This is a genomic window from Allobosea sp. GW822-FHT03F07, assembly GCF_058801345.1.
Genome location: NZ_JBXAND010000002.1, coordinates 194,158 through 220,405, shown reverse-complemented (window position 1 = coordinate 220,405; position 26,248 = coordinate 194,158). Strand labels below are relative to the sequence as shown.

The 26,248-nt window shown below is 66.9% G+C and carries 26 protein-coding genes; 20 read left to right on the top strand and 6 right to left on the bottom strand.

Translation table 11 applies throughout. The features are described 5' to 3' along the window. Positions 1 to 2: 2 nt before the first annotated feature. Together lpdA and AC1RMY_RS09590 are read left to right on the top strand one after the other, a co-directional pair. The gene (lpdA, locus tag AC1RMY_RS09595; RefSeq protein WP_492863809.1) at positions 3 to 1,442 is read left to right on the top strand and encodes a dihydrolipoyl dehydrogenase; all 1,440 of its coding nucleotides are present in this window, start codon (positions 3 to 5) and stop codon (positions 1,440 to 1,442) included. Between the two features lie 187 nt (positions 1,443 to 1,629). After that, complete coding sequence (locus AC1RMY_RS09590; RefSeq protein WP_492863807.1) at positions 1,630 to 1,968, top strand: GlsB/YeaQ/YmgE family stress response membrane protein; 339 nt, start codon at positions 1,630 to 1,632, stop codon at positions 1,966 to 1,968. A 15-nt stretch (positions 1,969 to 1,983) separates the two neighbouring features. On the opposite strand, the gene AC1RMY_RS09585 is transcribed toward AC1RMY_RS09590, so the two are convergent. Next, positions 1,984 to 2,256: a hypothetical protein gene (locus AC1RMY_RS09585; protein WP_492863805.1), complete on the bottom strand. Its 273-nt coding sequence runs from the start codon at positions 2,254 to 2,256 to the stop codon at positions 1,984 to 1,986. A 17-nt stretch (positions 2,257 to 2,273) separates the two neighbouring features. After that, complete coding sequence (locus AC1RMY_RS09580; protein ID WP_492863804.1) at positions 2,274 to 2,588, bottom strand: hypothetical protein; 315 nt, start codon at positions 2,586 to 2,588, stop codon at positions 2,274 to 2,276. A 262-nt stretch (positions 2,589 to 2,850) separates the two neighbouring features. Between AC1RMY_RS09580 and AC1RMY_RS09575 the strand changes: the two genes are divergently transcribed. The 4 genes from AC1RMY_RS09575 (at position 2,851) to AC1RMY_RS09560 (ending at position 6,902) form a co-directional block, all read left to right on the top strand. Beyond that, the gene (locus AC1RMY_RS09575; protein ID WP_492863803.1) at positions 2,851 to 3,129 is read left to right on the top strand and encodes a GlsB/YeaQ/YmgE family stress response membrane protein; all 279 of its coding nucleotides are present in this window, start codon (positions 2,851 to 2,853) and stop codon (positions 3,127 to 3,129) included. A 118-nt stretch (positions 3,130 to 3,247) separates the two neighbouring features. After that, entirely contained in the window at positions 3,248 to 4,252 is a 1,005-nt protein-coding gene (gene lipA, locus AC1RMY_RS09570; RefSeq protein ID WP_492863801.1) for a lipoyl synthase, read from the top strand. Positions 4,253 to 4,268: 16 nt separating this feature from the next. Next, positions 4,269 to 4,748: a type II toxin-antitoxin system RatA family toxin gene (locus AC1RMY_RS09565; RefSeq protein WP_492863800.1), complete on the top strand. Its 480-nt coding sequence runs from the start codon at positions 4,269 to 4,271 to the stop codon at positions 4,746 to 4,748. 42 nt (positions 4,749 to 4,790) lie between these two features. Further along, complete coding sequence (locus tag AC1RMY_RS09560) at positions 4,791 to 6,902, top strand: fused MFS/spermidine synthase (protein ID WP_492863798.1); 2,112 nt, start codon at positions 4,791 to 4,793, stop codon at positions 6,900 to 6,902. A 9-nt stretch (positions 6,903 to 6,911) separates the two neighbouring features. Here the strand turns inward: AC1RMY_RS09560 and AC1RMY_RS09555 are convergent, their stop codons facing one another. Both AC1RMY_RS09555 and AC1RMY_RS09550 read right to left on the bottom strand, forming a co-directional pair. Beyond that, positions 6,912 to 7,406, bottom strand: coding sequence for a CinA family protein (locus AC1RMY_RS09555; RefSeq protein WP_492863796.1), 495 nt, complete (start codon positions 7,404 to 7,406; stop codon positions 6,912 to 6,914). A 5-nt stretch (positions 7,407 to 7,411) separates the two neighbouring features. Then, entirely contained in the window at positions 7,412 to 8,620 is a 1,209-nt protein-coding gene (locus AC1RMY_RS09550; RefSeq protein WP_492863795.1) for a bifunctional 2-C-methyl-D-erythritol 4-phosphate cytidylyltransferase/2-C-methyl-D-erythritol 2,4-cyclodiphosphate synthase, read from the bottom strand. A 191-nt stretch (positions 8,621 to 8,811) separates the two neighbouring features. On the opposite strand from AC1RMY_RS09550, the gene dusB reads away from it, so the two are divergent. The 8 genes from dusB (at position 8,812) to AC1RMY_RS09510 (ending at position 18,871) form a co-directional block, all read left to right on the top strand. Then, on the top strand, positions 8,812 to 9,807 hold the full coding sequence (dusB, locus tag AC1RMY_RS09545) for a tRNA dihydrouridine synthase DusB (RefSeq protein WP_492863793.1): 996 nt from the start codon (positions 8,812 to 8,814) through the stop codon (positions 9,805 to 9,807). A gap of 82 nt (positions 9,808 to 9,889) precedes the next feature. Then, positions 9,890 to 10,966: a two-component system sensor histidine kinase NtrB gene (locus AC1RMY_RS09540; protein ID WP_492864441.1), complete on the top strand. Its 1,077-nt coding sequence runs from the start codon at positions 9,890 to 9,892 to the stop codon at positions 10,964 to 10,966. Between the two features lie 20 nt (positions 10,967 to 10,986). Next, complete coding sequence (ntrC, locus tag AC1RMY_RS09535; RefSeq protein WP_492863791.1) at positions 10,987 to 12,435, top strand: nitrogen regulation protein NR(I); 1,449 nt, start codon at positions 10,987 to 10,989, stop codon at positions 12,433 to 12,435. A 127-nt stretch (positions 12,436 to 12,562) separates the two neighbouring features. Next, positions 12,563 to 14,854 carry a sensor histidine kinase NtrY-like gene (locus AC1RMY_RS09530; RefSeq protein ID WP_492863789.1) on the top strand — a complete coding sequence of 764 codons (2,292 nt, stop codon included), beginning with the start codon at positions 12,563 to 12,565 and terminating at the stop codon, positions 14,852 to 14,854. Beyond that, the gene (gene ntrX, locus AC1RMY_RS09525; RefSeq protein WP_492863787.1) at positions 14,851 to 16,218 is read left to right on the top strand and encodes a nitrogen assimilation response regulator NtrX; all 1,368 of its coding nucleotides are present in this window, start codon (positions 14,851 to 14,853) and stop codon (positions 16,216 to 16,218) included. The genes AC1RMY_RS09530 and ntrX overlap by 4 nt, the downstream gene beginning before the upstream one ends. A gap of 274 nt (positions 16,219 to 16,492) precedes the next feature. After that, positions 16,493 to 16,741, top strand: coding sequence for an RNA chaperone Hfq (gene hfq / locus AC1RMY_RS09520; protein ID WP_054207979.1), 249 nt, complete (start codon positions 16,493 to 16,495; stop codon positions 16,739 to 16,741). 4 nt (positions 16,742 to 16,745) lie between these two features. Continuing rightward, positions 16,746 to 18,128 carry a GTPase HflX gene (gene hflX / locus AC1RMY_RS09515; RefSeq protein WP_492863785.1) on the top strand — a complete coding sequence of 461 codons (1,383 nt, stop codon included), beginning with the start codon at positions 16,746 to 16,748 and terminating at the stop codon, positions 18,126 to 18,128. Between the two features lie 188 nt (positions 18,129 to 18,316). Further along, the gene (locus tag AC1RMY_RS09510) at positions 18,317 to 18,871 is read left to right on the top strand and encodes a hypothetical protein (RefSeq protein WP_492863784.1); all 555 of its coding nucleotides are present in this window, start codon (positions 18,317 to 18,319) and stop codon (positions 18,869 to 18,871) included. On the opposite strand, the gene AC1RMY_RS09505 is transcribed toward AC1RMY_RS09510, so the two are convergent. Further along, a complete protein-coding gene (locus AC1RMY_RS09505) occupies positions 18,841 to 19,569 on the bottom strand; it encodes a response regulator (protein ID WP_492863782.1) in 729 nt (242 codons plus the stop codon). The genes AC1RMY_RS09510 and AC1RMY_RS09505 overlap by 31 nt on opposite strands. A 158-nt stretch (positions 19,570 to 19,727) precedes the next feature. Between AC1RMY_RS09505 and AC1RMY_RS09500 the strand changes: the two genes are divergently transcribed. Beyond that, complete coding sequence (locus AC1RMY_RS09500) at positions 19,728 to 20,465, top strand: helix-turn-helix domain-containing protein (RefSeq protein ID WP_492863780.1); 738 nt, start codon at positions 19,728 to 19,730, stop codon at positions 20,463 to 20,465. Positions 20,466 to 20,494: 29 nt separating this feature from the next. Then, positions 20,495 to 22,432, top strand: a complete 1,938-nt coding sequence (locus AC1RMY_RS09495; protein ID WP_492863778.1) for a hybrid sensor histidine kinase/response regulator — start codon at positions 20,495 to 20,497, stop codon at positions 22,430 to 22,432. 6 nt (positions 22,433 to 22,438) lie between these two features. Here the strand turns inward: AC1RMY_RS09495 and AC1RMY_RS09490 are convergent, their stop codons facing one another. Further along, entirely contained in the window at positions 22,439 to 22,876 is a 438-nt protein-coding gene (locus tag AC1RMY_RS09490) for a phosphoribosyltransferase family protein (RefSeq protein ID WP_492863776.1), read from the bottom strand. Positions 22,877 to 23,361: 485 nt separating this feature from the next. Here AC1RMY_RS09490 and exbB point away from each other — a divergent pair, with 485 nt between their 5' ends. The 4 genes from exbB to AC1RMY_RS09470 are packed head-to-tail and all read left to right on the top strand — an operon-like array spanning position 23,362 to position 26,046. Further along, the gene (gene exbB / locus AC1RMY_RS09485) at positions 23,362 to 24,366 is read left to right on the top strand and encodes a tonB-system energizer ExbB (RefSeq protein WP_492864439.1); all 1,005 of its coding nucleotides are present in this window, start codon (positions 23,362 to 23,364) and stop codon (positions 24,364 to 24,366) included. 3 nt (positions 24,367 to 24,369) lie between these two features. After that, positions 24,370 to 24,837, top strand: coding sequence for a TonB system transport protein ExbD (gene exbD / locus AC1RMY_RS09480; protein WP_492863775.1), 468 nt, complete (start codon positions 24,370 to 24,372; stop codon positions 24,835 to 24,837). A gap of 14 nt (positions 24,838 to 24,851) precedes the next feature. After that, entirely contained in the window at positions 24,852 to 25,757 is a 906-nt protein-coding gene (locus AC1RMY_RS09475) for an energy transducer TonB family protein (protein ID WP_492863774.1), read from the top strand. 43 nt (positions 25,758 to 25,800) lie between these two features. Beyond that, a complete protein-coding gene (locus AC1RMY_RS09470; protein ID WP_492863773.1) occupies positions 25,801 to 26,046 on the top strand; it encodes a hypothetical protein in 246 nt (81 codons plus the stop codon). Positions 26,047 to 26,248: the final 202 nt, after the last annotated feature.

Sequence of the window (26,248 nt, the reverse complement as noted above, 5' to 3'; positions counted from 1 at the left end):
ACATGTCCGACTACGACATCATCATCATCGGCTCCGGCCCCGGCGGCTATGTCGCGGCGATCCGGGCGGCGCAGCTCGGCTTCAAGACTGCGATCGTCGAGCGCGAGCATCTTGCCGGAATCTGCTCGAACTGGGGCTGCATCCCGACGAAAGCTCTTCTGAGGTCGGCCGAGATCCTGCATTACGGCCAGCACGCCAAGGATTACGGGCTGACGCTCGAAGGCTCGTTCAAGGCCGACCTCGCCGCGATCGTCGCCCGCTCGCGCGGCATCGCGGCGCGGATGAACAACGGCGTCCAGTTCCTGATGAAAAAGAACAAGGTTGACGTGATCTGGGGCGAGGCGACGCTGACCAAGCCCGGCACGATCAAGGTCGCGCCGACCAAAAAGCCCGCCCAGCAGCCGCAGGTGCCGCCGCCCAAGAACGCCAAGGGCGAGGGCACTTATACCGCCGACCACATCATCGTCGCGACCGGCGCACGACCGCGCGCGCTTCCGGGTCTGGAGCCGGACGGCAAGCTGATCTGGACCTATTTCGAGGCGATGAAGCCCGAGAAGATGCCGAAATCGCTGCTCGTCATGGGCTCGGGCGCCATCGGCATTGAGTTCGCCTCCTTCTACCGGACGATGGGCGTCGAGGTGACGGTCGTCGAGGTGCTGCCGCAGGTCGTGCCGGTCGAGGACGCCGAGATCGGCGCCTTCGCGCGCAAGGCCTTCGAGAAGCAGGGCATGAAGATCCTGACCGGCGCCAAGGTCACCAGGGTCGAGAAGGCCGCCGACAGCATCACCGCCCATATCGAGGACGAGAAGGGCGCCAAGCAGACGATTCAAGCCGACCGCATGATCTCGGCCGTCGGCGTCGTCGCCAATGTCGAGAACATCGGGCTGGAGGCCGCCGGCGTGAAGACTGATCGCGGCTTCATCGCGATCGACGGGCTCTGCCGTACCAACGTCAAGGGAATCTACGCGATCGGCGATGTTGCCGGCCCGCCGATGCTCGCCCACAAGGCCGAGCATGAGGCCGTGATCTGCGTCGAGGCCATCAAGGGGCTGCATCCGCACCCGATGGACAAGAACATGATCCCGGGCTGCACCTATTGCCACCCGCAGATCGCCAGCGTCGGCCTGACCGAGGCCAAAGCGAAGGCCGCCGGCCATGAACTCAAGGTCGGCCGCTTCCCCTTCGTCGCCAACGGCAAGGCGGTCGCGCTCGGCGAGGATTCCGGCCTGGTCAAAACGATCTTCGACGCCAAGACCGGCAAGCTGCTCGGCGCCCATATGGTCGGCGCCGAGGTCACCGAGCTGATCCAGGGATTCGTCGTGGCGATGAACCTCGAGACCACCGAGGAAGAGCTGATGCACACCATCTTCCCGCATCCGACCCTGTCGGAGACGATGAAGGAGAGCGTGCTCGACGCCTATGGCAAGGTGCTGAACGCGTAGAGACGGCGTGAAAACGAGCTCGGAAACGCCCCGTCGTCCCGGGCTTGCCCCGGGATCCATCGGAGGGCTCCGGAGTTCTACGATGGATCCCGGAGCTGCGCTTCGCTGCGTCCGGGATGACTCGCGGTTAGGGTGCGAACCCAGCACTCCCCTCGATTTCTGATTAGACCACCGGCATACTCGACCGATGCCGCCGCGCACCCGCAAATCCGCCGAGCCCGACCACATCGTTACCGACGATAAGGTCGAGATCCTCCCGCCCGGTCGCGGCCTCGTGCTCGACTGGCGCGTGATCGCGCCGACCGTCGCGCTGGGCACCGTCACCGGCTTCGTCGCCAGCCTCGTCGTCGGAGGCGGCGGGCTTCTGCGCCACGCGATCGTCGGCCTGCTCGGCATGCTGGTCGGGCAGGGGCTGGTGAGGCTGACCGGCTGGCGGGTCAGCACCGGCAATCGCCTGCTCGATGATGGCGCCATGGCGGTGATCGGCGCGATCCTGGTCGTCCTGCTGGCGCGCTTCATCGCCTGACGCGGAAGATCCTTTTCAGTTCAGATTGATGCGGATGCCGGCTCCGATGAAGTTCGAGCCGGATTTTTGCGGCGCGATCAGGCCGAAGACGCCCGAGCGATGATGCAGCCTCGCGACGAAGGAAACGCCCGGCATGGATGCGTGAGTGAACTCCGCTTCGAAGGCAAGGTAATTGAGCAGGCGCGTCGGACGGACATCGATGGCCCCTTCGAAGCGCGGTCGCGCGGAGGCGTAGGACAGTCCTTCGCCGATGCCGAAATTGACGCTGACGCCCCCGGCCAAGGGCATCTGGCCGCTCCGCAGCATCAGCGCGAGCGTGCTTTCCAGTGATTTTGTCCGCCGAAATGGCGCAGAACCTGACCCTCGATTTCGAGCCGGTTGCCGTGGAAGGCGAAATCGGTGAATGGCAGCGGAATCGAGAATGACGGTACGATGACGCGCGAAAGGCCTATTCCGGCGAGATTCGCATCGGAGAAGCGCAGGTCGCCCGTCGCGGCTCGCGTCGGCACCTCCAGAAGGTCGGTGTTGACCCAGCGGCTGAGATAACCCGTCGCATGCCAGCGGCGCTCGCTCGTCTGGGCTGCGACCGGGTCGCCGACGAGGATTGCCGCCAGGAGCAATGGACACAACGGTCCCAGATGGCCAGCACCCGCGGGCGTGGGCTCGCTCGACATGGCCCGGCATGGTCGGGGAGAGAGCATCGCGCAGCCATCCCTGTGCCAGTAACGGCAGCGAACCGCCAAAAGGCTCGCTCGTCAACCTGCGGCTCCCTTTCGGAGCGATGCATCGTTCTTTGTGGCGAACCGAGCCGAGCTGTGGAACCGCGCCGCCATCGGCGGGTTATGGTTGCGCGCTTTCGCGACGGCTTCGGGGGAACACATTATGGAAAGCTTTGCCGCCACCATGGCCCAGCCGGGCTATGGCTTCTTCGCGACCATCCTGATCGGCATGCTCGCCGGCTGGATCGCCGAGAAGATCACCTCGTCCGACCATGGGCTGTTCACGAACATGCTGGTCGGCGTCGCCGGCTCCTTCCTCGGCAGCCGGCTTGCCGAGTTGATGGATATCCGGATCTTCGGCTTCTGGCGCACGCTCGCTGCGGCGATCGGCGGCGCCGTCGTGGTGATCGTCATCTGGAACGCTGCGCGCGGGCGCAAATGATCCCGGCGCATATGACGTGCGACCGCAAGGAGCGTCGCGCGAGGTTGCCCTGCAGCGCCGGGGCGATTAGCTAGAGGACGGGCGGCGGCCTTGGAGCCGCCGCGATGGATTTGTCCCGATGGCTCTCGTCCTCGACCTGCTCAATCGCGATCCGCGACCCAATATCGGCAACCCCAAGGCGGAAGCCGCCGGAGTGCCGGCGGAACTGCGCCATCCGGAGAAGCAGAAGCGGCCGGAAAATCCGATCCTGCGCAAGCCGGACTGGATCCGGGTCAAGGCGCCCGGCTCGCCGAAATGGGCCGAAACCCAGAAGATCGTCAAAGAGAACAAGCTCGTCACCGTCTGCGAGGAGGCCGGCTGCCCCAACATCGGCGAATGCTGGGAGAAGAAGCACGCCACCTTCATGATTATGGGCGACACCTGCACGCGGGCCTGCGCCTTCTGCAACGTGAAGACCGGCGTGCCACAGCCGCTCGATGTGCTGGAGCCCCAGAAGGTCGCTCAGGCGGTCGCAAAGCTCGGCCTGGAGCATGTCGTCATCACCTCGGTCGATCGCGATGACCTGAAGGACGGCGGGGCCGAGCATTTCGCCCAGGTCATCCGCGCGATCCGCAAGGCCTCGCCCGGCACGACCATCGAGATCCTAACACCGGATTTCCTGCGCAAGCCGGGCGCGCTCGAGGTCGTGGTCGCGGCCAAGCCAGACGTCTTCAACCACAATCTCGAGACGGTGCCGGGCAAGTATCTGACGGTGCGTCCGGGCGCGCGCTATTTCCATTCGCTGCGGCTGCTGCAGCGGGTCAAGGAGCTCGACCCGACGATCTTCACCAAGTCCGGCATCATGGTCGGCCTCGGCGAGGAGAGGAACGAGATCCTGCAGTTGATGGACGACCTGCGCTCTGCCGACGTCGATTTCATCACCATCGGCCAGTATCTCGCGCCGTCGCGCAAGCACCATGCGGTGATCCGCTTCGTCACGCCCGACGAGTTCAAGGGCTTCGAGCAGATCGCCTATGTGAAGGGCTTCCTGATGGTCTCCTCGACGCCGCTGACGCGCTCCTCGCACCATGCCGGCGAGGATTTCGCGCGGCTGCGCGACGCGCGGGCGGCCAAGGCCGGCTGAGGCGAAGGCGTCCGCCATGCCGATGTTCAACAACACCCGCCGGGTGAAGCATAGCCCTGAGCAGATGTTTGCGCTGGTCGCGGATGTCGAGACATACCCGCAGTTCCTGCCGTTATGCGAGGGGCTGAGGGTGCGCCGCAGGACGCCGCGCGAAGGCGGCGGCGAGGTGCTGCTGGCCGACATGACCGTCGGCTACAAGGCGATCCGCGAGACCTTCACCAGCCGGGTGACGCTGGACCCCGAGAACCTCAAGATCCTCGTCGAATATGTCGACGGCCCGTTCCGCTATCTGGAGAACCGCTGGGCCTTCAAGCCTCATGAGCGTGGCTGCGAGATCGGCTTCTTCATTTCCTACGAATTCGCCAGCCGCATGCTCGGTCTGTTGATGGGGTCGATGTTCGACAAGGCCTTCCACAAATTCGCCGAGGCCTTCGAGCGCCGCGCCGACGTCGTTTATGGCCGCGGCACCACGAAAACGCCGGTGACGGCACCTTAAGCTGTTTCTGCGAGTTTCCGGGAAGCACTCTCGGAGATACGCATGGACGCGTCGACGAACGCCGAAGCTCGCTTCGAGGCACGCTGCCTGGTGATGACCCTGCCGCTCTATGCGGGCACGATCTTCCTCTCGGCCTTCCTGCTCTTCTCCGTCCAGCCGATGTTCGCCAAGATGGTGCTGCCGCGGCTCGGCGGCTCGCCGGGCGTCTGGTCGGTGGCAATGGTCTTCTTCCAGGCCGTGCTGCTGGCGGGATATGCTTACGCCCACTGGCTGGTCAGCCACTGCACGCTGCGACGCGCCGCCCTGATCCACATCACGCTGACGGGGCTCGTGCTGCTGACAGCGCTGCCGATCGGCATCGCCTCCGGTTTCGAGCGTCCGCCGCAGGAAGGCGAGATCGTGTGGCTGGTGGTGCTGTTCACGGCCTCCGTCGGCCTGCCATTCTTCGCCGTCGCAGCGAACGGGCCTTTGCTGCAAGCGTGGTTCGCGCGCACCAAGCACCCCCACGCGAGCGACCCGTATTTCCTCTACGCGGCGTCGAATGTCGGCAGCTTCCTTGCCCTGATCGCCTATCCGTTCCTGGTCGAGCCGTTCCTGCCTCTCTCGGTCCAAGCGACAAGCTGGGCCTGGGGTTTCGGCCTGCTGCTCGCCGGCATCGCGGCCTGCGCCGGGTTTGGTCTCGGTCGCTCGGCCGAAGCGTCCGCGCGGGCGCTGGTCGCCTTTCCCCAGACGACCATCCCGGCGCGCCAGAAGCTGAGCTGGGTTGGGCTCGCCTTCGTTCCGTCAGGCCTCCTCGTCGCGGTGACGGCCCATCTTGCAACCGATGTCGCCTCGGTGCCGCTGCTCTGGGTCGTCCCGCTCGCGCTCTTCCTGTTGACCTTCGTCATCGTCTTCCAGCGCAAGCCCTTGCTGCGGCACGGCTGGATGCTCAATCTTCAGCTCGCGTTGGTGGCCGCACTGGTGCTGCAAACGGCGCTGAAGCTGAATCTTGGCTGGGGCGTCGAGCTCGCCCTGCATCTGGGCCTGTTCTTCGCGACGGCGATGGTGGCGCATGGCGAACTCGCCCGTCGCCGCCCGGACGCCGCGAACCTGACGCAGTTCTATCTCTGGATGTCGGTCGGCGGCGTTCTCGGCGGCCTGTTCAGCGGTCTGCTCGCGCCTGCGATCTTCAACTCGGTCGTGGAGTATCCGCTGCTGATCATTGCCGGCGTGCTGTGTCGGCCGGGCTTCACGGCGATCCGTCTGCCGCGCCTCGCGCGCCTCGGGCTCGCCGGCGTATTGGTCGTCGGCTTCGCCGCGCTGATCGTCACGGAACAGCAGCGCACCGACTCGATCCGTTCCTTCTTCGGCGTCAACAAGATCACCGATAGCGAGGACGGCCGCTTCCGGCGTCTCGTTCACGGCAGCACGGTCCACGGTGCCCAAAGGCTGCGCAATGACGACGGGACGGAGATAACGGGCAGACCGGAGCCGCTGACCTACTACTTTACGGGCGGCGCGATTGCCGACGGCATCGACGCCGTCCGGCAGGCGCGGGGCGGCAGGCTCGGAGCCGTCGCCGCGATCGGCGTCGGCACGGGCTCGCTCGCCTGCCAGATGCGGGCCGGCGAGGGCTGGACGTTCTACGAGATCGATCCGCAGGTCGTCCGCATGGCGACCGATCCTGCCCGCTTCGGCTTCTTTGCGGCCTGCGCTCCCGACGCCCGCTTCGTTCTCGGTGATGCACGATTGACCCTGGCCGATGCGGCGGATGGTTCGCTCGACCTGATCGTAGTCGATGCCTTCTCCTCGGATGCGATCCCGATCCATCTGATGACCACCGAAGCGATCGGCGTCTATCTCGCGAAGCTCAAGCCCAATGGCGCGGTGCTGTTCCACATTTCCAACCGCAACATGGACCTTGGTCCGGTCGTGACGGCAACGGCTCACGCCAAGGGCTTCACGACCTGGCTTCGGCCGACGCGCCAGACACCGGAGCTGCTGGCCCAGATGAAGTATTCGCCCCATGTCGCGATGATCGCGCGTCGCGTGGAAGATGTCGGCTTGCCGGAGGGGCGTGGTTGGCTCCGGCAGGACGCGCCCGGCCCGGTCCGCGCCTGGCGCGACGACTATGCCGACGTGATCGGCGCGATCTGGCGCAAGCTCGCCAACTGAGGCGTGCCCTCAGCCGGCCAGTGCTGCCTCGCGCAGCAGGTCGAGCGCCTCCAGCACGCTGAGCCGGCGGACCTCGTCGCGCCCCAAGGCGCCGAAGCGCCGCTCGCGATGCAAGGTTCCCTCCGCGGTGGCGCAGGCGAAATGCACCAGCCCGACCGGCTTCGCCTCGCTGCCGCCATCGGGGCCGGCGACGCCCGTGATCGAAACGGCGAGCTTGGCGCCGATCCTGGCACGTCCACCCTCGGCCATGGCCCTCGCCACCGGTTCGCTGACGGCGCCATGGCGTTCGATCAAGGCTGGTGGCACGCCGGCCAAAACCGTCTTTGCCTCGTTTGAATAGGTGACGAGGCCACCCAGCACCATGCTCGACGAGCCCGAGATCGCCGTCAGCGCGCCGGCGACGAGCCCGCCGGTGCAGGATTCGACCGTCGCGACGGTTGTTCCGCGCTCCCTGCTGATGTTCAGCAGTTCCGCGGCCAGCGAGCGGATGTCGAGATCGAACATGGCGGCTACTCCTTTTCCGGCAGCCGGATCGTTGCGGTGGCGAGCGCCGCCAGTCCTTCCTTGCGTCCGGTGAAGCCCATCCGCTCGGAGGTCGTGGCCTTGATCGCGACCTGGCCGATCTGGATTCCGGCAGCTATCGCGATGGTCTCCCGGATCGCCTCGCGATGTGGCCCGACCTTCGGCGCTTCGCACACGATCGTCAGGTCGAGGAAGTCGATCCGCCCGCCGCGCTGGCGGACGCGATCCGCCGCGAAGCTCAGGAAGCGGTGCGAGGCGGCTCCCTTCCATTGCGGATCGCTCGGCGGGAAATGCGTGCCGATATCGCCTTCGGCGAGTGCGCCGAGCAGCGCATCGGTCAGGGCATGCAGCGCGACATCGCCATCGGAATGCGCCAGCACGCCGCGCTCATGCGCGATCCGGACGCCGCCGAGCCAGACATGATCGCCATCGGTGAAGGCATGGACATCGTAGCCGGTGGCGACACGCACGACGAGAGGCTGCCCGCCGGCAGCGCCAGCCCGGACGAAGTCTTCGGGATGGGTGAGCTTCATATTGGCGGCCTCTCCCGGAAAGGTGGCGACGGCATGTCCGGCCCATTCCATCAGCGCGGCGTCGTCCGTGAAGCCGTCGCGGCCGGCGGCACGGGCCGCCCGATGCGCGGCCAGGAGAGCGCCGAACCGGAAGGCCTGTGGGGTCTGCACGCTGACGAGCCGATCGCGAGGCGGCGTCTCTGCAATGCGGCCGACTTCGTCGATCCGCTTGATGGTGTCGGTCACCGGCAGGGCCGGGATCGCAGCCAGGCCCCCGGTTGCGATCGCCTCGATCGCGCGGCCGATCAATCCGGGCGAGACGAAGGGGCGGGCGGCGTCGTGTACCAGAACATCACCGTCGAAGCCCGTCTGCGCCAGCGCCTCCAGGCCGAGGCGGACCGAATCCTGGCGCGTCTGCCCTCCCGGCGTCGGCGGCGCCAGCCGGTCATCGGCGATCTCGGCGACCGCATGGGCATAGCGTGCCTCGTCGCCCGCGCCGATCACCACCGCGATCCGTTCGATAGCCGGCTGCGCCAAAAACGGCGCCAGGGCATGATCAAGAACCGGTCGTCCGTCGAGCAGGCGATACTGCTTGGGCGCGTCGCCTCCTGCGCGGAGTCCTCTGCCGGCCGCGACGATCAGGGCGGCGAGAGGCAGGTGGCGGTCATGTGGTTCGGCGGGCACGGCTATTGGTCCTGCATGAGGTTCGGTGATAGTCGCGGGCGCCGGGATCGCCAAGTCCGAAAGGGTGCGACAGGGGTGCGACAGGGGTGCGGCGATGACGCGGTGCAATATCGGGGAGGAGCCTCTTGCGCTCCTGCAGCAATGTCCAATAAATATGCAAAATGCAGACTGCCTCATATGCAGGCTCTGACATGAACGTGGCGCCCGTGGCCGGGCTCACTTCCGGCGCCTTCCTGGCGCCCATGTCAGGGGTAACCGACATCGTCATGCGCCGCATCGCCGCGCGCCATGGCGCAGGCATCGTCGTCTCGGAAATGGTGGCGTCCGACGAGTTCGTTCGGGGCAGCGAGGAGGCGCGGCTGCGGGCTGAGGGCGCCGGCGTTTCGCCTCATGTCGTGCAGCTCGCCGGCTGCGATCCGCACTGGCTGGGCGAAGCCGCTCGCCTGGCCGAAACCAACGGCGCCGCGATCGTCGACATCAATATGGGCTGTCCCGCCAAGAAGGTCACCGGCGGCTGGGCCGGCTCGGCCCTGATGCGCGACCTCGACCACGCCCTGTCGCTGGTCGAGGCGGCCGTCGCCGCCGTCAAGGTGCCGGTCACGGTGAAGATGCGCCTCGGCTGGGACGATGCCTCGCGCAACGCCCCGGAACTGGCGCGGCGTGCCGTCGCCGCCGGCGCGCGGATGATCACGGTTCATGGCCGCACCCGCCAGCAGTTCTACAAGGGCAAGGCCGACTGGGCCGCGATCCACGCCGTGCGCGAAGCCGGCGATTTCCCGCTCGTCGCCAACGGCGATATCCATGATCTCGCCGACGCCCGAACCTGCCTGGCGCAATCGGGGGCCGATTTTGTCATGATCGGCCGGGAGGCACTCGGGCGGCCCTGGCTGGTCGGCGCCATCGGCGCTCAACTCGCAGGCCGCCCCCTGCCGAGTCTATCGCTGGCACAGAAGCTCGCCGTGGCACGCGAGCACTATGAAGGCCTGCTCAGCCTGATGGGGCAGGCGCATGGCGTGCGCCATGCGCGCAAGCATCTGGCAGCCTATGCCGAAGAGGCGGTCGCGAGCGGCGCTACGGCCGATCCCGACCTTCGCCGCATCCTCCTGACGTCGGATGAGCCGCGCCGGGTCCTCGATGCGCTGACGCGGCTGTTTCTCCACGACGACGACAGCCGCGCTGCGGCCTGAACCAAGGGTAACGCGTATGACGATGGCGTTCGCCGAGAGCGGCGGGAAGGGCAGGGATGAATTCCTGCTCGATCCGATCGAGATGCAGGCCCTCAATGTCCTCCCCATGCCGGTGGTGGTCATCGGCGAGGGGCACGGCATCGTCTACGCCAACACGGCCGCCGAGGATTTCTTCCAGTCGAGCGCCGTGGTGCTCAAGCGCCAGCGTATCGACGACTTGATCGCCTTCGGCTCGCCCGTGCTCGCTCTCGTCGAAGAGGTCCAGCGGCGCGGCGCCAGCGTGAGCGAATACCGGCTCGACCTCGGCTCGCCACGCCTCGGCGCCGATCGGGTGGTGGATGTTTTTGCATCACCTTTGCCGGGTCAGAGCGACTCGGTCGTATTAATGCTGCAAGAACGAACAATTGCTGAAAAAATGGACAGACAACTGACCCATCGAGGAGCGGCCAGGTCCATTACCGCGCTCGGCGCCATGCTGGCGCATGAGATCAAGAACCCGCTTTCCGGCATTCGCGGCGCCGCGCAATTGCTGGAAGCGACCGTTCCGGACGACGAACGTATGCTGACGCAGCTCATCTGCGACGAGACGGACCGGATCGTGAAGCTCGTCGAGCGCGTCGAGCTGTTCGGTGACGAACGCCCGACCGAGCGCGACCCGGTCAATGTCCACGATGTCCTCGACCATGTGAAACGCCTGGCCCAGTCGGGCTTCGCGCGGCATATCCGCTTCACCGAAATTTACGATCCGTCGCTGCCGCCGGTCTCCGGCAACCGCGACCAGCTCGTCCAGGTCCTGCTGAATCTGGTCAAGAATGCCGCTGAATCGATCGGCACCGACGCGATCGACGGCGAGATCACCCTCACCACGGCCTATCGGCCAGGCATCCGCATGCAGTTGGCCGGATCGTCCGGCAGGATCGCGCTGCCGCTCGAAATCGGCATCCGCGACAACGGGCCCGGCGTGCCCTCCGACCTGCTGCCGCACCTGTTCGATCCCTTCGTGACGACCAAGGCTCAGGGCAGTGGCCTTGGACTTGCACTTGTCGCCAAGGTGATCGGGGATCACGGCGGCATCGTCGAATGCGAATCCGTCCCCCGCCGCACGACGTTCAGAATTCTGCTGCCCTTGCACCAGCTTCGGGCACGGCAGGCAGTTTGAGGCCTACAGGACCACATTGAATGCCGACCGGTAACATTCTTGTCGCGGATGACGACGCCGCCATCCGCACCGTTCTCAATCAGGCCCTCGCGAGGGCCGGATACGAGGTCCGGACCACCGGCCAGGCGGCGACGCTGTGGACCTGGGCGGCCCAAGGCCTGGGAGACCTGATCATCACCGACGTGGTGATGCCGGATGGCAACGCTTTCGACCTGCTGCCGCGCATCAAGCGTGTCCGCCCCGAATTGCCGATCATCGTGATGAGCGCGCAGAACACGTTCATGACGGCGATCAAGGCGTCCGAGCGCGGCGCCTATGAGTATCTGCCGAAGCCCTTCGACCTCAAGGAACTCGTCGCGATCGTCGGGCGTGCCATGTCGCGCCCGCGCGGCGACGCCGCCCGCTCCCACGCTGCCGAGCCCGACGACATCCCGCTGATCGGCCGCTCGCCTGCGATGCAGGACGTCTACAGGGCGCTGGCGCGGCTGATGCCGATCGACCTCACCGTGATGATCAACGGCGAGTCCGGCACCGGCAAGGAGCTGGTCGCGCGCGCCCTGCACGACTACGGCAAGCGCAAGAACGGTCCCTTCGTCGCCATCAACATGGCCGCGATCCCGAAGGACCTGATCGAATCCGAGCTCTTCGGCCATGAGAAGGGCGCCTTCACCGGTGCGTTGACGCGCTCCTCGGGCCGCTTCGAACAGGCTGAAGGCGGCACGCTTTTCCTCGACGAAATCGGCGACATGCCGATGGAAGCGCAGACGCGTCTGCTGCGTGTGCTGCAGCAGGGCGAATACACGACCGTCGGCGGCCGTACGCCGATCAAGACCAATGTCCGCATCGTCGCCGCGACGAACAAGGATTTGCGCATCTCGATCGCCCAGGGCCTGTTCCGCGAGGACCTGTTCTTCCGGCTCAACGTCGTCCCGATCCGGCTGCCACCCCTGCGCGAACGCGTCGAGGACATTCCGGATTTGGCGCGCCATTTCTTCTCGCTGGTGGAGAAGGAAGGCCTGCCGCGCAAGCAGATCGATTCGGAAGCGATGGACGTGATGCGCCGCTATCGCTGGCCGGGCAATGTCCGCGAACTCGAGAACCTCGTGCGTCGCCTCGCTGCGCTCTATCCGCAGGAGACGATCACGGCGCCGATCGTCGAGGCGGAACTGCAGCCCGCCAGCGCGTCGGCGAACTTCGCGGGCGGTCCCTCGCAGGAACGTGCCGAGACCCTGTCGGGCTCGGTCGAGCGGCATCTCAACCAGTATTTCGGCGGCTTTGGTGACAACATCCCGCCGCCCGGCCTGTATCATCGCATCCTGCGCGAGGTGGAGCCGCCATTGATCGCAGCGGCGCTCGCCGCGACGCGCGGCAACCAGATTCGGGCGGCCGAACTGCTGGGGCTCAACCGAAACACCCTGCGCAAGAAGATCCGGGAACTCGACATGCAGGTGGTGCGCTCCCCGCGCTGAGCCGATCGACGGGGCGGCCCGCCTTTCATATGTCATATTTTGACAACACCGTTGCGTCGGCGCATCAGTGCGGCGCAGTGGTCGGACTCATGTCGGAGTTCGGTCGCCCCGGGAGTTGTTCAAGATCGTGTCTGCCCCTTCCAGTGACATCAGGATCGTGCCGCGCGCCGATGATACGCCGCGTCGCGTGTCCGGCTGGCTCGGTGCGACTGTGGTCGTCTTCGCGCTCGTCTCGGCGCTGGTCACCTTCCTCGTCCTGTCCGGCGTCACCCCGGTGGTGCCGGTCCACGAGGTCGTGGTCGGCGTCTTCGTCCTCAATGCCCTTCTGATTCTGTTGCTTCTGGTCGTCGTCGCCCTGGAGACGTCGGTGTTGATCCGGGCGCGGCGTGCGGGCGCGGCCGCGGCCGGCCTGCATGTGCGGATCGTCGGCTTGTTCAGCATCATCGCGGCGCTGCCGGCCGTGCTGGTCGCGATCATCGCGACCGTCACGATCGAGCGCGGCCTCGAGCCATGGTTTTCCGACCGGATGCGTGATGCGATCTTCCGGTCCGTGGAGGTCGCCGACGCCTACGCGGCTTCGCAGTGCAAGTCGCTCGGCCGCGAGATTCGCCTGCTCGCCGACGATCTCTCGCGCGCCAGGGCGACCTTCGACGTCGACCGCAAGTGGTTCGATACCTTCCTGACCGCGCGGGCGACGGCTCTCGGGGTTCCGGTCGTCGCGATCATGCAGCCGCCGGACAAGGTGCTGGCGCGGGCCAACATCGATGTGCTGCGCGGCGCGCCGAAACCGGACGAGGCCGCCTTCGAGGATGCGCAGTCAGCCCCCGAGCCGATCTGCGTCATCCCCTCGAGCGGCCGCATCTTCGGTGCGCTGGTCAAGCTGCCGTCCTATGACAACGCCTTCCTCCACATCGCGCGTGAAGTCGACCCGCTGGCGGTCGAATTCCCGGCCGTGGCCCGGGGCGCAGCCGCAGAGTACCTGTCGATCGACGCGCGCCGGAAAGGCGTTCAGGTCGCCTTCGCCTCGATGTACGGGCTGATCGCGGTGATCCTGCTGCTGTCGGCGATCTGGCTCGGCCTGAGTTTCGCCAACGGGCTGGTGGCGCCGATCCGGCGGATGATCCACGCCACGGATCAGGTTTCGAGCGGGAATTTCTACGTCCAGGTGCCGATCCGGCGGGCGGAAGGCGACCTCGCCCATCTCGGCGAGACGTTCAACAAGATGACGGCCGAGCTGCGCCGTCAGCGCGACGGGCTGGTCACCGCCAGTGAAGTCATCGACCGCAGGCGACGCTTCACCGAAACCGTGCTGTCCGGCGTCTCGTCCGGGGTCCTCAGCCTGGACGGCGATGGCCACATCACCATCATCAACCGTTCCGCCGAGAGCCTGCTCGGCACGGGCGGCCGGCTGCTCGGCGAATCGATCTCCATGGTCGCGCCGGAGATCGCGGCCTTCGTCACCGAGGCCCTGCAGGGGCGCCAGCGCCTGAGCTCGGGGCAGATCGCCATCACGCGCGGCGGCCATGACCGCATGGTCAATGTCCGGGCGGTGCGCGAGGGCGAGGGCGCGGGAGCCGGGCTCGTGATCACGCTCGACGACATCACGGATCTCGTCTCGGCCCAGCGCACGGCGGCCTGGGCGGATGTGGCGCGCCGGATCGCCCATGAGATCAAGAATCCTTTGACGCCGATCCAGCTCTCGGCCGAGCGCATCCGCCGCAAGTTCGGACGCGTCATCGTCGACGACAAGGATGTCTTCGATCAGTGCACGGCCACGATCGTGCGGCAGGTCGAGGATATCCGCCGCATGGTCGACGAGTTCTCGTCCTTCGCCCGCATGCCGAAGCCGTCGCTGACACGGGACGACATCGCCGAGACCGTGCGCCAGATCGTCTTCCTGATGCGGGTCGGCAATCCCGAGCTGACGATCACCGAAAACCTGCCAGAGGGCTCCGTTCTCGCACGCTTCGACCGGCGCCTGCTGTCGCAGGCCCTGACCAACATCATCAAGAACGCCACCGAGGCGATCGAGGCCGTGCCGATGGACGAGCGCGGCCCGGGCCGCATCGACGTCACCTTCGAGCGGCGCGAGGACGGCAGGATCGTCATCGAGGTCATCGACAACGGCAAGGGGCTGCCGGCCGACCAGCGTCAGAAGCTGCTGGAGCCCTATATGACGACGCGCGAGGGCGGAACGGGGCTGGGCCTCGCGATCGTCGGTAAGATCCTGGAGGACCATGGCGGCGGCATCGAGCTGCTGGATCGGCCCGATGCCGGCGAAGGCCGGCGCGGCGCACGCATCAGGCTGTGGTTCCCGGAAACCGGACCTTCAGCAGATGAGAACCCCGAGGGCGACCGCAGCGACCAAGCACAAGTCGCTGCGGCAGGACGGGAAACGCAAGATGGGATACGCGTATGAGCGCTGACATTCTGGTCGTGGACGACGAGACCGACATCCGCGAACTGGTGGCTGGCCTGCTCGAAGACGAGGGCTACCGCACCCGCAAGGCAAGCTCGGCCGACGAGGCGCTGGCGGCCATCGCGGCGCGACGCCCCAACCTCGTCTTTCTCGACATCTGGCTTCAGGGCAGCCGCCTCGACGGCCTGCAGGTGCTCGAACTGATCAAGCAGTCTCATCCCGACCTCGCGGTCGTGATGATCTCGGGGCACGGCAACATCGAGACCGCCGTCTCCGCGATCAAGAGCGGCGCCTATGACTTCATCGAGAAGCCGTTTAAGGCCGACCGTCTCGTGCTCGTCGCCGAGCGGGCCCTCGAGGCCTCTCGGCTGCGACGTGAGGTCCGCGAGCTCAAGAAGGGCTCGGTGCAGGCCAGCCGCATCGTCGGTCGCTCGACCGTGGTCAACCAGCTGCGCCAGACGATAGAGCGCATTGCGCCGACCAATGCGCGCGTCCTGATCACGGGCGAGCCCGGCTGCGGCAAGGAATTGGCCGCGCGCACGCTGCACGAGGCCTCGACGCGCTCGTCGGGCCCGTTCGTCGTGATCAACGCAGCGACGATCACGCCCGAGACGATGGAGGAGGAACTCTTCGGTGTGGAGGCCGGCGAGGGGCGCTCGCGCCGCGTCGGCGCGCTCGAGGAGGCCCATGGCGGCTCGCTTTACATCGACGAGATCGGCGATATGCCACGCGAGACCCAGAACCGCATCCTGCGCGTTCTCGTCGATCAGAACTTCCAGCGCGTCGGCGGCGCCACGCGCGTCCATGTCGACGTCCGGATCATCTCCTCGACCAGTCGCGACCTGGCGCAGCTCATTGCCGACGGTCACTTCCGCGAGGACCTCTACCACCGTCTTTCGGTCGTGCCGGTGAAGGTGCCGGCCCTGTCCGAGCGACGCGAGGACGTGCCCGAGCTGATCGAGTTCTTCATGGAGCAGATCTCGATCGCGTCCGGCCTGCCGAAGCGTCGCATCGGCCAGGATGCGATGGCGGTGCTGCAGTCGCATGAATGGCCCGGCAACGTCCGCGAGCTGCGCAACAATGTCGAGCGACTGATGATCCTCACCAAGGGCGATCCGACGGCCGACATCACCGTCGAGATGTTGCCGGCCGAAGTCGGTGCGATGGTGCCGACGACGCCCTCGGGCTCGGGCGGCGAGCGGCTGATGAGCCTGCCGCTGCGCGACGCCCGCGAGATATTCGAGCGCGAATACCTGATCGCGCAGATCGCGCGCTTCTCCGGCAACATTTCGCGCACGGCTGAGTTCATCGGGATGGAGCGCTCCGCGCTCCATCGGAAGCTCAAGTCGCTCGGGGTCGGTTGAGGCCAAGTGTTGCGAAGGCCTGGTGTTGCGGACGCAGGTGTTGCGAAGGTCGGGTCTTGACAGACAAGTCAGGCACGCCTTGCATGCCCGCCTGCACGCCGCGCAGGCAGATCGCCCGAATGTGGGGCCATGTTGCACTTGCGTTGTCGGCTGACTCGACGATCTAATGAGATGTCGGTGTCCCGAAGCGGCAGGCATTCGCCTGCGCCACGAACGGGACGAAATGGATCGCGGGCTTGAACCCGATCAGCGATCCCAACAACAGGGGCTACCCATGGCCGCAGAGCGGGCACAAAATCTACAGGACACGTTCCTCAACTATGTACGCAAGCAGAAGATTCCGCTGACGATCTTCCTCGTCAATGGCGTCAAGCTGCAGGGCGTCGTCACCTGGTTCGACAATTTCTGCGTATTGCTGCGTCGCGACGGGCATTCGCAGCTCGTCTACAAGCATGCCATCTCGACGATCATGCCGGGCCACCCCGTGCAGCTGTTCGAGCCCGAGGAACAGGACAAGGCCTGATCCTATGGGCGCCCGCAGCGATGCGGATGAGCCGAGGGCGGCCACCAAGCCGCTCGACGCCATCGAGCGCGATATTGCGGCCAACACCCGCGCCTATGTCGTCGGCCCCTACCTGCAGCGTCGCGGGGCCGCCGACGCCAACCAGCGTTCCTTCGACGCGCGGCTCGACGAGGCCGTCGGCCTGGCGGCTGCGATCGACCTCACCGTCGTCGAGCCGATCCAGGTGCTGCTGACGGCGCTGCGCCCTGCGACCTATCTCGGCAAGGGCAAGGTCGAGGAGATCGCCGAGCGCATCAAGATCGAAGAGATCGGCCTCGTCGTGATGGATTGCGCGCTGTCGCCGGTCCAGCAGCGCAATCTCGAAAAGGCGTTCGGCTGCAAGGTCATCGACCGTACCGGCCTGATCCTCGAGATCTTCGGCCGCAGGGCGCGTACCAGGGAAGGTACGCTGCAGGTCGAGCTCGCGCATCTGAACTATCAGAAGAGCCGGTTGGTGCGGTCCTGGACTCACCTCGAACGCCAGCGCGGCGGCTTCGGCTTCCTCGGCGGCCCCGGCGAAACGCAGATCGAGGCCGACCGGCGCATCATCCTGGAACGCATGACCAAGATCGAGCGCGATCTCGAGGCGGTCAAGCGTACGCGCGGGCTGCACCGCGCCAGCCGGAAACGCGTACCTTATCCGGTGGTTGCGCTGGTCGGTTACACCAATGCGGGCAAATCGACGCTGTTCAACCGCCTGACTTCGGCGGATGTGCTGGCGCAGGACATGCTGTTCGCGACGCTCGATCCCACTGCCCGCGCGCTGAAGCTCCCGCATGGCGCGAAGATCATGCTCTCGGACACTGTCGGCTTCATCTCCGACCTGCCGACGCAACTCGTAGCCGCCTTTCGCGCCACTCTGGAGGACGCGATCGAGGCCGACGTGCTGCTGCATGTCCGCGACGTTGCCCATGAAGACACGCAGGCCCAGGCCGCCGACGTCCAGGCGATCCTGCGCGATCTCGGCATCGATCCCGATGACGGGCAGCGCGTCGTCGAGGTCTGGAACAAGTCCGACCTGCTCGCTCCCGAGGAACGCGAGCGCCAGCTCGGCCTCGCCGGCTTGAAGCCGGAGGCGTCGCGCCCCGTCCTCGTCTCGGCGCTGACCGGCGACGGCATGGGGCGCCTCACCGATGCAATCGAGACGCGCATCGCCCGCAGCCGGCCGGTCTACCGTCTCTCGCTCGCGCCCGGCGACGGCAAGTCGCTGGCCTGGCTGCATGCCAATGGCGAAATCCTCGAACGCGAGGACGCCGAAGACGGCACGCTGTCACTGAAAGTCAGGCTGCCGCCGGAGCGGGAAGGGGCCTTTGGTGTCCGTTTCCCGCAGGCGCAGCGGGTGACATAGCGCGAGTTCGGCACGGCGTTGCCGCAGCTGACGGCCTCCGCCGCTTGATCTCGCTCAAGGCCGCTCTCGCCACGGCGTCTAGCCTATGCCCCTCGTCCAGGGAGGCGGACCATGCTGATCACATCGAGAGTTGCGCGCGGCGCGCTGAAGCGCCGCACCATGCGAGCCGCCGCCGGCGAAACTGGTCCGTGACGGCCGCGCCGGAAACGTCGCAGCTGGGGAGTCTCGCCATGCAGCGCACCTATGCGACAGCGCCAATCACGGCCGAACAGGTCGATGTGGCTTTTCCGCTTGTCAGCCCGCTCGATCCGCGACTGGAAATGGCGTGCTGGCGATCCTATTGCGACGATATCCGATCGGGCCCGGGCACCCCCGTTGGCCGGCAGCGGATCGTCGTCGCCAGCAATCCGCGAGGCTATCTCCAGGGTCTTTGCATACACGCGGTGGTCGCGCATCCGGTCCAGGGGGCGATCCTGGACGTGCCTGTCTTCGTCGTAGTCAGCGCTGCCGACGAGATCGGCATCGCGGAAGCGATCTTCTGCGACCTCTGCGCCGTCGCCGAACGGCTCGATTGCGCCGCGATCCGTATTCGCACGGAAGGTTCGCGACGCCTGCATCGCCATCTGGAGGAGAGCGGCCGGGCTGCCTGCGAGCGTCGTGTCGCGCTGATTCTCGACGCGCGCCCCTCACTCGAGCTGCCGTGGGCGCAGTTTCAGGGCGACGGCTTGCCCGTGAAGACATAGCCGACGCCGCGCACGGACTTGATCAGCGTCGGCTGCTTCGGATCGCGCTCGATCTTCTTGCGCAGCCGCGCGATCTGCGCGTCGATCGTGCGGTCGAAGGCTTCGAGATTGCGGCCATGGGTCAGGTCCATCAGCACGTCACGGGAGAGCACGCGCCCGGCATGCCGTGCCAGCACGGCCAGCATCTCGAATTCGCCGGTGGTGAGGGCGATCTCATGCCCTTCGGCGGTGACGAGCTGGCGCCGGCCAATGTCCAGCCGCCAGCCATCGAAGCGGATCGCCTCGCCGGATTCCGTGCGGGGCGGCATGGCCGGCTGCCTCCGGCGCAGGACGGTCCGCAGCCGCGCCAGCACCTCGCGCAGATGAAAGGGCTTGGCGATGTAGTCGTCGGCGCCGACCTCGAGGCCGACGATCCGGTCGACGACGTCGTCACGGCCGGTCAGCATGATGATCGGGATGTCGGAGCGCGAGCGCACCTCGCGCGCCAGCGAAAGGCCGTCCTCACCACCAGGCAGGACGAGATCGAGCAGGATGATGTCGATCGCATTCCTTTGCAGGCTGTCGCGCATCGCCGCGCCGTCCGCTACAGCCGTGACGCGATAGCCCTCATCCTCGAAATAGCGGATCAGCATCTGCCGGATGCGGATGTCGTCGTCGACGACCAGGATATGTTCGTTGCGGGTAGCGAGGTCGGTCATGGCCGGCTTTGGTGCGTTTCCTCGTTGCCCGAGCTGTTACAAACCGTCACGATTTCGCACGGATCGTAACGGTCGCGCCGTTCGGCCGTTACCTTGGTGGGTTCAGTTCGACGCGTCGATCACACGGGGATGACGCGCAGATGATCTCGCAAACCACCATGTCACAGCCGAATGGCACTGTCAGGCGATTCGCGACGATCCCGCCTCAATCGGCCAACCTGCGCAGCCTCTTCGGTGGACAGCCGATCGAGACCTTCGAGCCTGGGGTGGCGATCTTCTGGGAAGGCGACGATGCCCGGCACGTCTTCGAAGTCGTCGAGGGCACCTTGCGCGTCTTCCGGATCCTGAGCGACGGCCGCCGCGTCATCACCGGCTTTCTCTATCCGGGCGATCTGCTCGGCGTCTCGCTCAAGGACCACTACCTCTACACCGCCGAGGCGGTGACCAGGACCAAGCTCAGGCGCTATGAGCATGGCCGCTTCCAGGACGAGATCAATCGCTCGCCGGAGCTTCGCCCGCAGCTCTTCGCCTGCCTCTGCGATGAGATGGCCGCGGCTCAGGATCAGATGGTCCTGCTCGCCCGCAAGAGCGCCGAGGAGCGCGTCGCCAGCTTCCTGCTCGTCATCGCCCGTCGCCTCGGAGCCGACCAGAAGCAGCCTGTCGTCGAGATTCCGATGACCCGGCTCGACATGGCCGATTATCTCGGCCTCACCATCGAAACGGTCTCGCGGACGATGACCAGGCTGACCAATTGCGGGGTCATCGCGCCGAGCAGCCGCCACACGATGGTCGTCCGCAAGCTCGGGAAACTCGCGGTGCTTGCGGGCGAAGCCGATGACGAGGATAACCGGAGCGCCAGAGCTGGGTTGGTTCAGCAAGCCGTCTGGCCGAACTGAGCATCGAAACGTCGAGGATAACGCCGGCCATGCGGTCGACCGTGACAAGCGAGTTCAGCCTCGACGAGATCGCGCGGATTCTCGACAGCGCCAACATCATCGTTCATGGCTTCGACGGCATCGTCACGCGCTGGACCAGCGGCTGCGAGGCGCTCTATGGCTGGTCGCGGGCGGAAGCGCTCGGCCGCGTCGCGCATGACCTGCTGGAGACGGTCTTCCCGCAGCCCCTCGCCGACGTTGTCGCCGAGCTGCGCAAGCACGGCATCTGGAATGGCGAGCTCACGCATCGTCACAAAGACGGCCACCCCATCTTCGTCGCCAGCCGCTGGGTCGTGGCGAAATCGGAGGCGGCGTCGGGCTTTGCGATCGTCGAGACGGATACCGACGTCAGCGATCTGAGGGCGATGCAGGCCGACCTCGTTGCGCGCGAAGCCCATCTGCGCTCCATTCTGGATACCGTGCCCGAGGCCATGGTCGTGATCGACGAGGCCGGCACGATCACCTCCTTCAGCGCGGCGGCCGAGCGGCTGTTCGGCTACGGGACTGGCGAGGTCGTCGGGCGCAATGTCCGCATGCTGATGCCGCAGCCCGACAGGGACGCTCACGACGGCTACATCGCCCGCTACCTGACGACGGGCGAGCGTCGCATCATCGGCTACGGTCGCGTTGTCACTGGGCAGAAGAAGGACGGCGGCCAGTTCCCGATGGAGCTGGCGATCGGCGAGACCCGCGCCGAGGGCAGCCGCATCTTCACCGGATTCATCCGCGACCTGACGAGCCGCCACCGCATCGAGGAGGAACTGCGCCAGGCCCACAAGATGGAGGCCGTTGGCCAGCTTACCGGCGGAATCGCGCACGACTTCAACAACCTGCTCACCGTCATCAGCGGCAATCTCGAAATGATCGAGCGCCGTGTGACCGATCCCAAGCTGCAGGCGCTGTTGAGCGAGGCACAGGGCGCGGCCGATGACGGGGCCAAGCTGACCGGGCAACTGCTCGCCTTCGGCCGCCGGCAGCCGCTGAATCCGAAGCTCGCCGATGTCGGGCAGCTCGTCTCCCGATTCTCCGATCTGTTGCGGCGGGCCCTCGGGGAGGCAATCGAGCTTCGCACCATCGTCTCTGGCTCGCCGGGCTCGGCGCTGATCGACGCCTCGCAATTACAGAATGCCCTGCTGAACCTCGCTCTCAACGCCCGCGATGCGATGCCGCGCGGCGGCAGGCTGACGGTCGAAATCTCGCCGGCGAAGCTCGATGCCGATTATGCCAGCATGTATCCGGAGGTCCGCACCGGCAGCTATGTGCTGATCGCCGTGACAGACACCGGCAGCGGCATGTCGGCCGAGGTCCGCCAGCGCGCCTTCGAACCCTTCTTCACGACCAAGGGCGTCGGCGCCGGCACGGGCCTGGGGCTCAGCATGGTCTATGGCTTCACCAAGCAGTCGGGAGGCCATGTCCAGCTCTACAGCGAGCCCGGCCAGGGCACGAGCATACGCCTTTTCCTGCCGGCCGCGGACGCTGCTCCGTCACAGCTCGGGCAGAACCAAGCCGCTTCGCCTGCCCCCGAAACCAGCCTGCCCGGTGGGTCCGAGACGATCCTCGTCGTCGAGGATGATACCCGCGTGCGCCGCGTGGCCGTCGCGAGGCTCGAGGATACTGGATACCGGGTACTGCAGGCGCAGACCGGCTCCGAGGCCCTGCGGATGCTGGAGACGCATCGGGAGGTCGCACTGCTCTTCACCGACATCGTGATGCCCGGCGGCATGTCCGGTGACGAACTGGCCCGCGAGGCCCGCCTGCTGCGCCCCGGGCTGAAGGTCATCTTCACCTCGGGCTTCGCCGAGCCGGCCGTCGCCGGCCGCGAACTGGCGGCCGCGTCGAACTGGCTGAAGAAGCCATATACCGCCATGGAGCTGGCGGTCCGAATCCGCGAACTCCTCGATGCGGCCGACGAGACCAGTCCGGCCTGACGCCTCTCAGGCCGGCTCGTCGGGTTCCGCCTGCGATAATGTGCCGAGAGCATGGACGCCGACACCAGCGCGTTCGAGCAGCGCGCGGCCGCCCATCCCGTCGAGTTCGAAGACGAAGAGCGCCGTCACGCAGCGGGCTCCGAGACGGCGGACCAGTTCGATGGCCGCCAGCGCCGTCCCTCCCGTCATCAGGCAATCGTCGAGGATCGTGACGGTGCGTCCCGAGATGCGGTTGGCCCGCGAGACGGCCACGCCGTCGCCGAGCTCGTAGTTGGCCATGATGCTGCGGATCACATCGGCCCTGATCGAGTCGACCTTGCGAATATCGAGGAAACCGGTGCCGCCGCGCTGGGCGAGCGCGCCAGCGAAGCCCAGCCCGCCGATATCGATGCCGCCGACCACGTCGGTAGCGCTCGGCAGGTTCTGTGCCAGTGCATCGACCACGTGCCGCATCGTGGCGCCGTCTGTCGCGAAGGGAGATGTGTCCGGAAAATCGACCCCTGGTCCAGGGTGGTTCTTCCAGCGCCGATACCTCACCTGAAACGACGGGCCGCCTGCCGCGGTGAGGGTGGTGATGCGGTCCATGCTTCCCGAATCCCTGCGTTTGAGCTGGAAGGCTTTTCATGCCCGCCCAACACCGCCGTGACAAATGGGCGCAAGCCACCGGCATCGTGCTCCCGGCCGAGCAGCCCCCAAGGAATCCGGGAAATTTCACGGCCCCTGCTGCATGTGCGAACAGCGCAGGCCCTTTCAGCGCACCGACACCTTGACATGCAGGACTGCTTGGAAGAGGCGTTACCACGCGCATCACCTTGATCGCAAAGGCTTTTTTTAATTATTCCAAGGAGAAGGCGGTGACGTCCTTCAAACTCCCTCGCAGGGTCGCGTCCAGCTTCCGGACGCTTCGGTTCCGCCCTGCGGCGGTCGTTCTGTTCTGCCTGGCGACCAGCTTGGCGCCTGTGCGGGCCCAGCAGCCCCAGGCACCGGCATCGCCTCCACCCGTGACCTCGGCGCCCACCGCCCCGACGACAGCGCTGCCGCCGGCTCTTCCCCAGCTCGGCATCGCGCCGCCGTCGGCTGCCCATCCCGCAGCCGCTCCCTCGGCCGCCCCGGCACCGGTCTCCGTCCAGCCCGCCGCCTTGCCCGCGCTGCCGCACGACCTGTCGCCCTGGGGCATGTTCATGGCCGCCGACATCGTCGTGAAGGCGGTGATGGTCGGCTTGGCCTTCGCCTCCGTCGTGACCTGGACGATCTGGCTCGCCAAGGCGCTCGAACTCGCTGCCGCCAAGGCACGCGCCGGCAGCGCCGTGCGGAAGCTCCAATCCGCGGCGAATCTCGTCGAGGCTTCGGCCAACATCGCCGGCAAGGGCGGGCGCCTGCGCGGCGATGTCGGCGTGCTGGTCGGCGCTGCAATCGACGAGACCAGGCGCTCGTCCGATCTCGGCGAGGATGGCATCAAGGAACGCGTCGCGCTCGCGCTCTCGCGCATCGAGGCGAGGGCGGGGCGCTCCATGACCCGCGGCACCGGCCTTCTCGCAACGATCGGCTCGACCGCGCCGTTCGTCGGCCTGTTCGGCACCGTCTGGGGCATCATGAATTCCTTCATCGGCATCAGCCAGGCCAAGACCACCAATCTCGCGGTCGTGGCGCCGGGCATCGCCGAGGCGCTGCTGGCGACCGCGATCGGCCTCGTCGCGGCGATCCCGGCTGTCATCATCTACAACGTCTTCGCCCGCGCCATCGCCGGCTATCGCACGACGCTCTCGGACGCCTCGGGTGAAATCCTGCAGCATCTCTCGCGCGATCTCGAACGCGAGCGCCGCCAGCCTGTGCCTGCGCTCGCAAGCGCTCCTGCGCCGGCCCGCGCGCCCCTTCACGCCGTGCAGCCGGCTCCGGCCCATGCTGCCTCCCTCCCGCGCGTGCACGCGGAGTAAGCCATGGCCGTTTCGCTCAAGGATGCGCAGGATGGCGACCTCGGCGAGGTCAGCGACATCAACGTCACGCCTTTCATCGACGTGATCCTGGTGCTGCTGATCATCTTCATGGTCGCGGCGCCGCTCTCCACCGTCGACGTCGCCGTCGACCTGCCGGTCTCGAATGCGCAGCCGCAGCCGCGCCCCGACACGCCGGTCTTCCTGACCGTCAAGGGCGACCTTTCGCTGGCGCTCGGCAATGACGCCGTGCCGCGCGAGACGCTCGGCGCGACGCTCGACGCCCGCACCAACAGCGACCGCGAGCAGCGCGTCTTCCTGCGCGCCGACGGCGCCGTCGCCTATCGCGAACTGATGGATGTGATGAACCTGCTCAGGCAGGCCGGCTACCTCAAGATCGCCCTGGTTGGGCTCGAGGATACCGGGCAGGCCGCCGCGCAAGCCGCTCCCGCAGGCGGGGCGCCGAAGCCATGAAGAGGCTTGCCGACATGTCCGCCCGCTCGAACGGCATCGGGTCGCGGTTTTGGCCGGCTGCCCTCCGTTGGACGCTGGCAATTCTGGTCGTCGCTGGCGGGCACGGCGTGGCCGGCTGGATGATCGTGACCTGGCAGCGCGCCGAGGCCGCCATGGGCACGCCCCCCGCCGCGGTCATGATCGAGCTCGCGCCGCTGGCCGTTGCGCCCGAGGCACCGCCGCAGGAGATCGCACCGGGGCCCGAGATGGTCGAGGCCCAACCCGAACCGCAGCCTGAGCCCGTCATCGAGAAGCCGCCGGAGCCGGAGCCTCCACCGCCGGAGCCCGTCGTGGAACCGCCTCCGCCGGTCGAACCGCCGCCGGTCGTCGAGCCGCAGCCCGTCGCGCAGCCGGAACCCGAGATCAAGATCCCGGAACTGCCCAATCTGCCCGACGCGGCAGCCGTGCTCGCGCCGCCGCCACCCCCGCCACCGCCCCGCCCGAAGGTCGTCGAGCGCAAGCCGCCGCCGAAGAAGGTCGTCGAGCGCCGCAAGCCGATCAACCAGGACAAGCCCCCGGCCGAGCGCACGAGCGCGCCCACGGCGCAGGCGCAGGCAGCGCCGACCGCCGCGGCACCGTCGCAGGGCGCGTCCTCGGCTCCGTCCGTCTCGCCGGCGAGCTGGCGCGGTACGCTGCTGGCGCATCTCAACCGCTACAAGCGCTTTCCCGGTGGAGCGAATCCCGGCACCGTGCAGGTCTCCTTCAGCATCGATCGATCAGGGCGCGTGCTTTCGGCCCGGCTGATCAGCGGATCAGGCGATGCGGCTTTGGACGAGGAGGCCGTGTCGATGATCCGTCGGGCGAGCCCCGTTCCGGCGCCTCCGGCAGGGCTCGGCGGCAACACCGTCGCGCTGGCCGTGCCGGTGAAGTTCTCGCGCTGAGCGGCTATCGTCCGACGAAGGGCAGTCGCATCGGGAGAACGAGATGAAACGGAGCTTTCTCCCGGCGGCGCTGGCGCTGGCAGCGCTCGGCGCCGGTTGCGTCTCGACCACCGATGCCGAACGGCGCACCGCCGACGAGGTGCGCTGCAGCGCCTATGGCTTCCGCCCGGCGACGGACGCGATGGCGCAGTGCCTGCAGAGGAGCGACCTCGACCGTGCCGCCGAGCGGCGTTTCCAGATCGAGACCGCTTTCGGCGGCACGCCCTGGTTCTACCGCAGCCCCTGGTAGCCGCGGCGCGCCGAGCGGCCGATTGCCTCGGCCCGACGCGGAAAAGAAAAAAGGGCCGCGCGTGAGCGCAGCCCAAGTCTAGGGAGGAAACGCCCAAGGAGGGCGACGCAGCATCGCTGCTGCGGTGCGGGATACATAGGAGCCGGCCCGCCGCACGACAAGCGCAAAAGGGCAGCATCATTGTCCTATTTTTGAGCACGCT

What these genes read in the sequence shown, in the direction of transcription:
- lpdA (WP_492863809.1), top strand. Translation starts at nt 3, where the DNA reads ATGTCCGACTACGACATCATCATCATCGGCTCCGGCCCCGGCGGCTAT.
- AC1RMY_RS09590 (WP_492863807.1), top strand. Translation starts at nt 1,630, where the DNA reads ATGCCGCCGCGCACCCGCAAATCCGCCGAGCCCGACCACATCGTTACC.
- AC1RMY_RS09585 (WP_492863805.1), bottom strand. Translation starts at nt 2,256, where the DNA reads ATGCCCTTGGCCGGGGGCGTCAGCGTCAATTTCGGCATCGGCGAAGGA.
- AC1RMY_RS09575 (WP_492863803.1), top strand. Translation starts at nt 2,851, where the DNA reads ATGGAAAGCTTTGCCGCCACCATGGCCCAGCCGGGCTATGGCTTCTTC.
- lipA (WP_492863801.1), top strand. Translation starts at nt 3,248, where the DNA reads ATGGCTCTCGTCCTCGACCTGCTCAATCGCGATCCGCGACCCAATATC.
- AC1RMY_RS09565 (WP_492863800.1), top strand. Translation starts at nt 4,269, where the DNA reads ATGCCGATGTTCAACAACACCCGCCGGGTGAAGCATAGCCCTGAGCAG.
- AC1RMY_RS09560 (WP_492863798.1), top strand. Translation starts at nt 4,791, where the DNA reads ATGGACGCGTCGACGAACGCCGAAGCTCGCTTCGAGGCACGCTGCCTG.
- AC1RMY_RS09555 (WP_492863796.1), bottom strand. Translation starts at nt 7,406, where the DNA reads ATGTTCGATCTCGACATCCGCTCGCTGGCCGCGGAACTGCTGAACATC.
- dusB (WP_492863793.1), top strand. Translation starts at nt 8,812, where the DNA reads ATGAACGTGGCGCCCGTGGCCGGGCTCACTTCCGGCGCCTTCCTGGCG.
- AC1RMY_RS09540 (WP_492864441.1), top strand. Translation starts at nt 9,890, where the DNA reads ATGCAGGCCCTCAATGTCCTCCCCATGCCGGTGGTGGTCATCGGCGAG.
- ntrC (WP_492863791.1), top strand. Translation starts at nt 10,987, where the DNA reads ATGCCGACCGGTAACATTCTTGTCGCGGATGACGACGCCGCCATCCGC.
- ntrX (WP_492863787.1), top strand. Translation starts at nt 14,851, where the DNA reads ATGAGCGCTGACATTCTGGTCGTGGACGACGAGACCGACATCCGCGAA.
- hfq (WP_054207979.1), top strand. Translation starts at nt 16,493, where the DNA reads ATGGCCGCAGAGCGGGCACAAAATCTACAGGACACGTTCCTCAACTAT.
- hflX (WP_492863785.1), top strand. Translation starts at nt 16,746, where the DNA reads ATGGGCGCCCGCAGCGATGCGGATGAGCCGAGGGCGGCCACCAAGCCG.
- AC1RMY_RS09505 (WP_492863782.1), bottom strand. Translation starts at nt 19,569, where the DNA reads ATGACCGACCTCGCTACCCGCAACGAACATATCCTGGTCGTCGACGAC.
- AC1RMY_RS09500 (WP_492863780.1), top strand. Translation starts at nt 19,728, where the DNA reads ATGTCACAGCCGAATGGCACTGTCAGGCGATTCGCGACGATCCCGCCT.
- AC1RMY_RS09495 (WP_492863778.1), top strand. Translation starts at nt 20,495, where the DNA reads ATGCGGTCGACCGTGACAAGCGAGTTCAGCCTCGACGAGATCGCGCGG.
- exbD (WP_492863775.1), top strand. Translation starts at nt 24,370, where the DNA reads ATGGCCGTTTCGCTCAAGGATGCGCAGGATGGCGACCTCGGCGAGGTC.
- AC1RMY_RS09475 (WP_492863774.1), top strand. Translation starts at nt 24,852, where the DNA reads ATGTCCGCCCGCTCGAACGGCATCGGGTCGCGGTTTTGGCCGGCTGCC.
- AC1RMY_RS09470 (WP_492863773.1), top strand. Translation starts at nt 25,801, where the DNA reads ATGAAACGGAGCTTTCTCCCGGCGGCGCTGGCGCTGGCAGCGCTCGGC.